Genomic DNA, 7,463 nt, shown 5'->3' on the forward strand with positions numbered 1-7,463 from the left:
GGTGGCGGTCACGGTGGCGGCGACCATGGAGAGGGTGGCGATCATGGTGCAGCAGGTGGCGGTCACGGTGGCGGCGACCATGGAGAGGGTGGCGATCATGGTGCAGCAGGCCATGACGGTGACGGTCATGGAGGCCCGGGGCGCGGCGACGCTGACCATGGTGGTATGGCCGGGAACAGAGGCCCAGGCAATGCGCATGACAACGACAGGGCGAARGACAACGACAGGGCGAAGGACAACGACARGGCGAAGGACAACGACAGGGCGAAGGACAACGACARGGCGAAAGACAACGACAGGGCGAAAGACAACGACARGGCGAAAGACAACGACAGGGCGAAAGACAACGACAAGGCGAAAGACAACGACAGGGTGAAAGACAACGACAAGGCGAAAGACAACGACAGGGCGAAGGATAACGACAAGGCGAAGGACAACGACAAGGCGAAAGACAACGACAAGGCGAAGGACAACGACAAGGCGAAAGACAACGACAACGCGAAAGACAACGACGACGCGGATGACAATGACAACGATGCCGCACATGCAGCCAGGGACGCTGCCAGAAACGACGCAGATGCAGCCAGAGATGCTGCCCGGGCTGCTGCAGATGCAGCCAGGGACGCAGCCAAAGCTGACGCGAAAGCAGCCAGAGAGGCTGGCAAAGTTGAGGCGAAAGATGCCAGAGAGGCTGGCAAAGTCGAGGCGAAAGATGCCCGAGAGGCTGCCAAAGAAGAGGCGAACGATGCCCGGGAGGATGTGGCGGACGCCCCGGATGTCGACGCAGTTGAGGTACACAACTAGGCCTGCACGCGCCGTAATGAACACGGCAGGGCTGGCCGTAAAAGACGTCCCGCAAGCTTGAGGGACATATCACCAATGAGTCGCAAGCCCTAATGCATCGCGGGGTTTGCGACTTTTTTTCGAAATCTGTCGCACAGTCCGAAACACTGACGAGGATGGCGGCAGTGGGGGCGGAGCTGGCCGGGTCAGCAATCAATCCCAGTCGTTCACAAAACCTGAAGCCCTCCCGTTTTTGTGGCGCAGGGTCGGGAAGTTGGACTCATCTTTCCACCAATCGCTTTTGGTGATTGCCGTCACTCCGGCGCCATCATCACCGCGAGCGTCATCTTTATGAACTCTTCATTCTTGTCGATGGCTTCCAGCGCGCCGCGCACGTTGTCGGCGACGTCGGCCGAGCCGCGCTGCTCGACCCAGTTAGAAAGCTCCAGGATGGCGGCTTCTAGGGCGAGCTGGTTTTCGTTGATTTTGAAGAGCAGGGAAGGGAGCAGGTCTGAGTTTGGTATCGCGATTCCTCCGTGGAGATTTCAGCGTAGCAGTCGTCAAACGTGGGGGGAGAGAAGAAGGGCATGGTCGGCAGGACGCCGGGGAAGAGCCGAAAAGGTGTGGGGACTTTTTCGGGGATTCGCTATTTTTGGTTGAGCACTGTAGGGCACCGTTTGCAGCGAGCGCCAGTAGAAGACTCAACAAATGTTGGGGAATGCGCCCATTTTCAAGCATGGGGTGCCAGGGGCCGAGAACCACACAGCGACTATGGTATGCGTGATCGGCATATCTGCAATGTAAGTCGCTTCGGAGCGAGAACATACTTTGTCGTTGAAGTGGGTGATTTTTCCGGTCCGCAATCTCTGAAAGGTATGCGGAAATATAGGCCTGGATGGCAGCAAACAAGGCGTGATTGTGACCCGGGAAAACAATTGAAAGGTGCGGCCTGATTGATTTTCCCTTGGGACTTAAAATCCCCCGCTCGTAAGGGCGTGCCGGTTCGATTCCGGCTTCGACCATCTTAAATCAAGGGTTTGCGAGCGAAAGCTGGGCAAGCCCTTGTTTGTTTCTGGTCCGCAATTCTCTTGGTTGGCGAGACTTTTTTCCCTTTTCTGTTGCGGATGTACTGCTCGGTCATTACAACGGTCGTATGCCCAAGTTGATCCCTGGCCTGCAAAATGTCACCGCTTGATTCGGCCTTGTCCGTGCCGGCTTTAGCACGCAGGTCGCGCATCTGGAACTCGGACTTTGCTACCCCGGCTGCTTCCCTGGCCAAGTCAAATCTTCCTCGCGAGATCGCCACCAACATTGGTGTGCCATCCTCTGTAACGATCAGCCGCGTCGAGCGGAATTTGTGTTCTGACTTTCGGAACACGATCCGATCGATCAAAACCTTCAGTTCTCCAGTGATTTCAATCCGCCGCCGGGCGTTTGTCTTGCCCTGCAGCACCCATATCTGCCCATCGCGGACGTCTCGCTCATCCATCAATCGAGCGTCGGTCAACCGTTGGCCAGTCAAATAAGCAAGGTCCATCGCATCTCGAAAGCCCACATCTGCTTTCTCGTACACACGCTTGAACAGTGCATCCTCGATATAAATCTCCCGCCCCGTTTCCTTGTTACCCTTGATACCTGCGCAGGGGGTGGCGAGTCCTGTGTAACCCGTATCCCGGGCGAAGTTCCAGATTGCACTGAGCAGAGCCTTCTCCCTGTTAGTACGCACTGGCGCGGCCTTGCGCTAGGTCAGGTACTGGCGGACGTGCAATACCGACCGCCGTCACAGCCAACGCCGTAACACTTGGCCAGCCGTTCACCTTAATGGTGTGCCTGACGCCGTTCTTCTTCAGATTGAGGATCTGGCCTGCCTTGGTCCGCGCGCCGGTAAGCTCGCAGACCTCCGTGTGGGAAAGAAACTGGATGTTCATGAGCGTCTCCATGCCGCGCGTGGCGGCAGAAGGTGGGTGAGTGGAGGTGGCAGTTCGTTTGCTGAAGGCGCCAGGTCGGAGACTGTCGCGCTGATGCTAATCAGCGACTTGCGGGTCCGGGTGAAACCGGATGAATCGGTTCTCTTTAGGCATGGGGATGTCCTTGGCCAGTTATCGGCTACAGTTGATGGGTCACTGATATGGAGATCGAATATGAAGTGCTTAATCTGTCAGGCTGCCGCCAGGATAGTTGGAGCGCCTGGAGACTGGTCAGAGGTCAAATGCTGAGCTGGTTGTGGACACTTCAGGGTTTCAGCGAACCTTGTTGCGAAGATGAAGTTCAAGAAGGAATCCTTCGACATTGAACGCACAAAGCGATGGCTTGATATGTCCCGGAATGAGGAGCCTGTGCCATTGATATCGACCTACGATTACAGCGTTTCCTTACTGCATCGGGATGCAGAAGAGAGATCTACCAGCCTGCGGAATCGTTCTAGAAAGTCGGTAACTTCAGATTAGATAGAAGTTCTTGCTTCGATCTGGCGAAGTGCATGCTGCACGGCGGTGATGACCGGCTTCATCACCCTCGTGCGCTCATCCTATGGCGGCGCGACAGGTTTGGTTTTTTGTGGGCATGGGGCGTCCTATGCCGGGGCTTGCAATTCTTATCGCGGACGACAGGGGGCTGGCTGGATCAAAACGATTTTTTCAGGCATGACTTCGTCCTTGCCGCTATAGCGGCTGACATTGAAGGGGAAAGTGGTGTTACTTGTGGGGATAGGTAGAGAGTTTGGAGTAAGTATTGATATCAGTTGTGGCAAGAAGGCTGCGGCCATCTTTGAATTTTGCGTAGAAAGTGATTTCCTTTTCTTTATCACATAGCCACCAGCCGGCAACTAGTCCAACCGGACCTAAAAGCAATGCTCCAGCCAGACTCCACCGAATAACGCTCCCTTTCTTATTAACTATTTCCTCGGTTGCTGTTTCTAAAATTTCTAGTTTTGAAATGGGTATCTTTATTTCAAGAGAAGGTTTTACTGCGGATTTTAAAATGAACAATCCAGATTGAAATTCAGCATCACCTTCCAGAAAGTCACCGGATATCACCGTAATCTTCGACATGGTGTTTCTCTTCTGATCAGGTTTAGCCAGCTGATTACTGGGCTCCAATAGTCCTTTTCAGTCAATCGACTTACGACAAAGGGTGAGGCCGATGGTCACTCCATCGATCCCAGATCATGGACATTCACTATCGTCATGCCGAGGCGGTCGGCGATCAACACTTCGAGATGGGCGCCTCTCGAATGCTCCCAGCCAGGGAGCGTGGCCTGTGGTGGTCAACTAATCCCGGACACGACGTTTAGTTTTTTCTCGGCCTGAGCTGGAGCCAGCCCACCCCACGGTCGGTATCCATTCATTTTTCAAGCTGCGAAACACGCGCTCCATCGGCGCATTATCCCAGCAGTTTCCACGACGGCTCATGCTCTGGCGCATGCGGTAACGCCAAAGTCGTTGGCGAAACTGTCGGCTGCCATATTGGGCGAACCCTGATCCGAGTGAAACAACAGTCCCTGTGGCCTGCCACGCTGTTCGTAAGCCATGTCCAGCGCCTTGATGACCAGATCCGCATTCGGCTTGTTCGACAACGCCCAGCCAACAATTCGACGTGCGCAGAGATCCAGGACGACAGCCAGGTAGTGCCATTTTTCCTGTGCCCAGATGTAAGTGATGTCGCCACACCAGACCTGATTGGGTGCCGGCACTTCAAACTCTCGATTCAAGATGTTCGGAATATCAGGCCGCTCGACCGTCACTTGTTTGTAGGCATGTGACCCCGGTTGTTTGCTGACTAACTCCAGTTCCCGCATCAGACCACGCACCTTGAACCGCCCGATTTGCTCGCCGTCTCCCTGAATCCTCAACACGATGCTGCGGCTACCGGCGGCGCTTCGACTTTGTGTGAACAGTTCATTGACCCGACTGCGTAGCCGAAGCCGCTCAATATCAGGCGTTCGGCGCCTGAGACGCTGGGCGTAGTAACACGAGCGGGTGACTTCAAACACTTTGCACAGCCAATCAGCCGGCTCGTGGACGCTAAGCTGATTGATCTGCGCGTACGCTCGTGATCTTCCGACATCAAGAGCGCGGTAGCCTTTTTGGATATTGATTTTCCCGTTCAAGGTGGGCGATCCGGGCTTCCAGCTCCTGGATTTTCTGCTGCTCCGGGGTCAGCGCTTTGCTTTGCGGGGTGACGCCTTGGCGTTCCTGCTCAACCCAGCGGCTAGCGCCGACTCGCCGACGCCGAGTGAGCGGCTGGCTTCGATGTAGCTGTAGTTGAGCACGAGGTCGGCAGCCTCGCGTTTGAATTCAGCGGAAAAGGAACGGCGTTGTTTGGTCATCTGACACCTCGATCTGGCAAGCATTCTCGCCTAAATGGGTGTCCGGATTCATTAGACCATTACATACCCCAGGATCGGCTGCAGAAAAATATGCGTGCTAACGTGGGCTGTTTCTGCCATTACAAAGCCATACCGCCAGTAGAGGAAGCCCCAAAGAATGCCTGCCAGTATGAATCGCACGGCGACGTAGAGCAAAAAAAATGGCGTTATGTGCGGCGGATAAAAACTTGCTTCGTTGAGCAGCATGGGGATGGCCTGGGCGAGAACAATGGCGATCCAGTAAGCGGTTTTTGGGGGTAATCCTTGCGAATCTCGCCAGGCAAGCCCTATGCCCCATACCAAAGCAGACATGAGAAATAGTCGGTAAAGAATGTTTTCGTTGAACGCGCGCAGCATGAAGTAAATCATGCGCTCGGATAGGGTGAGCTCGGAAAAATAAGCGACGTAACGCGGCGGTAACAGGTGCCTGAATACTACGACGTCGATGGTCGCAATGTATATTGCGACGAGCAGCCCGATACCAAAAGCGACAGCAATAGGATGACTAAGATCATGGGACGCCAGTCGAAGGCCGGTGCGCTGCGCAAAAAAAATCCCCAGGCTCGTGAGTGCAAGAAACAGCACGACGCGAATCCACGGCATGTCGCCGGTGATGGCGTTGAAGACGATATCGAAACCTGCCATTGACGCAATCACAGCACCGACGAACAGAAGCGTGCCGGCCGGTAGCCAGCTCGAACGAGGTAAGCTTTTTGAGAGCGCTTGGATGTACATGAGATTTTAAAAAAAACTCCATGAATTAATGAACCCGCTTCGGCGGATTTTTCTTTGCGAGGTCAACATGCATCAGCAGCAGCGCGAACCGTGCGCGCGCCGTCGTGTTCACCTGCACCTGATCCGTGTTACTTCGCCCGGGCGGGCCAGATGATCGCATCGATCAGGCCGTGCGGCGGTTTCTTGTCGTCGAGTCCGGTGGGTGGAAATTCCCCCGCACGCGGCTGACGGTAGGTGCCGAACAGCACGTCGAAGATCGGAAACAGCCCCGCAAAATTGCAGTCGTAGTGCTCAGGCAGTGCCGAGTGGTGAATGCGATGATATTGCGGCGAGTTCAGAGCGAACGACATGCGGCCGAAGCCAATTCGGATATTCATGTGGGAGAACACGTTGTAGAAACTGATGGCCGCGTATAGGCCGACGATGGCGGAATTTGCTTTGAAGATCACCCCGGCGAGCATGAAGATCGTCAGCATCTTGATCCCGTGTTCAGCCCAATGATGCCGGCTGGTAGTGGTTGCGTTTAGCGCCGTATCGCTGTGGTGGAACGAATGCATGGCCCACATCACCGGAAAGCGATGCTGCGCACGATGGAACAGGTACTCCATGAAGTCGAGCGTGAAAGCATAAAGCAGAAAGCCGAGCAGTAGCCCCCATCCAGTGTTCGGCAGATCGATCCAGCCACCGCCTGCAGCATTGACGGCGACAACCGTGGCAACGGAGACCAGCGGAACAATTGCGGACTGCGCCAAGGCGTACAACAGCGTGTAGAGCAGATTAAAGCCAGCCGATTTTAGTGGTTGCACCTGGGCTGGATTGATGCGCTCGATGAGAAGGGCGATCACGAAGATGGCCAACAGCGGGATGGTACCTAGTAAGGCGGCTTTAATGTCCATATTGACCTGCTCTTCTCAAAGTAGTGTCTTACGAACAGCGGTGTTTGGTATTTTTTGCATTATCGAACTGGCCGCTTCTTGTTCTTGGTCACCATATCAACCATCCGCGTCGGCGATTTTTTTGATAGTAGCCCATGACCACTCCACCACAAGCCGCCGCGACGCTTCATCGACCGGAAGGGTAGGTTAAAAGTCTGGAGCCTTCGCCTCAACGACCAGTCCCTGTCCGTTTCAACCGTTAATTCGTGGTTTTTTTGGAAAATAGCCGTCGAACTCATCGAGCAAAACGGGCTAGAGCCGTTCGGCTACGGATTTATTTGCCACGATGAGTGGGAAGACTCTTACGAGGTTGTCGAGGCTGAACATGGAGAGATTGACGGTGAGATCGTAGAGGTAAAGCCGGAAACCACCAAGCTGATGAGCCCGGCAGGCGACCGCTTCAGCTTCCGTATGGACGAGCTTCATGCCTTCATCGCCGCAGGATTTGAAGCCAGACTGGCCGCGTTGGCAGGAGAGGCATAACTCCCTAATGCCAGTCAGTTAAGCGGTAATGCGATCTGTAGCAGCTGCCGAGCCCGCGAGGCTGCGTTCGGCTGCATGGCAGTCGTGAGTCCAGCTGACGCGGCCCGCCTGACGTACCGCGATTACTGATTTTACGACTGCTTCGCAGCCGAACGCAGCCT

The 7,463-nt window shown here is 54.9% G+C and carries 7 protein-coding genes and 3 pseudogenes; 1 reads left to right on the forward strand and 9 read right to left on the reverse strand.

Going from position 1 to position 7,463, the window contains the following annotated elements; all coding sequences use genetic code 11:
- Positions 1-165 precede the first annotated feature (165 nt).
- On the forward strand, positions 166-804 hold the full coding sequence (locus AB4Z35_RS29415) for a hypothetical protein (protein ID WP_442101078.1): 639 nt from the start codon (positions 166-168) through the stop codon (positions 802-804).
- 293 nt (positions 805-1,097) lie between these two features.
- On the opposite strand, the gene AB4Z35_RS29420 is transcribed toward AB4Z35_RS29415, so the two are convergent.
- The 9 genes and pseudogenes from AB4Z35_RS29420 to AB4Z35_RS29460 all read right to left on the reverse strand — a co-directional run bounded on the left by AB4Z35_RS29420 (position 1,098) and on the right by AB4Z35_RS29460 (position 7,245).
- Positions 1,098-1,307 carry a hypothetical protein gene (locus tag AB4Z35_RS29420; protein WP_223510914.1) on the reverse strand — a complete coding sequence of 70 codons (210 nt, stop codon included), beginning with the start codon at positions 1,305-1,307 and terminating at the stop codon, positions 1,098-1,100.
- A 563-nt stretch (positions 1,308-1,870) separates the two neighbouring features.
- Positions 1,871-2,521, reverse strand: a pseudogene (locus tag AB4Z35_RS29425) (tyrosine-type recombinase/integrase); the annotation flags it as partial.
- Positions 2,499-2,711 carry a DUF4224 domain-containing protein gene (locus tag AB4Z35_RS29430; protein ID WP_442101079.1) on the reverse strand — a complete coding sequence of 71 codons (213 nt, stop codon included), beginning with the start codon at positions 2,709-2,711 and terminating at the stop codon, positions 2,499-2,501. The gene AB4Z35_RS29430 and the pseudogene AB4Z35_RS29425, both read right to left, overlap by 23 nt.
- A gap of 765 nt (positions 2,712-3,476) precedes the next feature.
- Positions 3,477-3,833 (reverse strand): hypothetical protein, encoded by a 357-nt coding sequence (locus AB4Z35_RS29435; RefSeq protein ID WP_442101080.1) that lies wholly within the window; start codon positions 3,831-3,833, stop codon positions 3,477-3,479.
- Positions 3,834-3,928: 95 nt separating this feature from the next.
- Positions 3,929-4,024: pseudogene (locus AB4Z35_RS29440) on the reverse strand (DUF4406 domain-containing protein); the annotation flags it as partial.
- 79 nt (positions 4,025-4,103) lie between these two features.
- Positions 4,104-5,110 (reverse strand): annotated as a pseudogene (locus AB4Z35_RS29445) (IS3 family transposase); the annotation flags it as partial.
- Positions 5,111-5,161: 51 nt separating this feature from the next.
- Complete coding sequence (locus tag AB4Z35_RS29450) at positions 5,162-5,884, reverse strand: hypothetical protein (protein WP_442101081.1); 723 nt, start codon at positions 5,882-5,884, stop codon at positions 5,162-5,164.
- A gap of 128 nt (positions 5,885-6,012) precedes the next feature.
- Positions 6,013-6,780 (reverse strand): sterol desaturase family protein, encoded by a 768-nt coding sequence (locus AB4Z35_RS29455; RefSeq protein WP_442101082.1) that lies wholly within the window; start codon positions 6,778-6,780, stop codon positions 6,013-6,015.
- 291 nt (positions 6,781-7,071) lie between these two features.
- Complete coding sequence (locus AB4Z35_RS29460; protein ID WP_442101083.1) at positions 7,072-7,245, reverse strand: hypothetical protein; 174 nt, start codon at positions 7,243-7,245, stop codon at positions 7,072-7,074.
- Between the last annotated feature and the right edge of the window lie 218 nt (positions 7,246-7,463).

The organism is Pseudomonas sp. KB_15, from assembly GCF_052114525.1.
Classification (GTDB): Bacteria; Pseudomonadota; Gammaproteobacteria; order Pseudomonadales; family Pseudomonadaceae; genus Aquipseudomonas.

What these genes read in the sequence shown, in the direction of transcription:
- AB4Z35_RS29430 (WP_442101079.1), bottom strand. Translation starts at nt 2,711, where the DNA reads ATGAACATCCAGTTTCTTTCCCACACGGAGGTCTGCGAGCTTACCGGC.
- AB4Z35_RS29435 (WP_442101080.1), bottom strand. Translation starts at nt 3,833, where the DNA reads ATGTCGAAGATTACGGTGATATCCGGTGACTTTCTGGAAGGTGATGCT.
- AB4Z35_RS29450 (WP_442101081.1), bottom strand. Translation starts at nt 5,884, where the DNA reads ATGTACATCCAAGCGCTCTCAAAAAGCTTACCTCGTTCGAGCTGGCTA.
- AB4Z35_RS29455 (WP_442101082.1), bottom strand. Translation starts at nt 6,780, where the DNA reads ATGGACATTAAAGCCGCCTTACTAGGTACCATCCCGCTGTTGGCCATC.
- AB4Z35_RS29460 (WP_442101083.1), bottom strand. Translation starts at nt 7,245, where the DNA reads ATGAAGCTCGTCCATACGGAAGCTGAAGCGGTCGCCTGCCGGGCTCAT.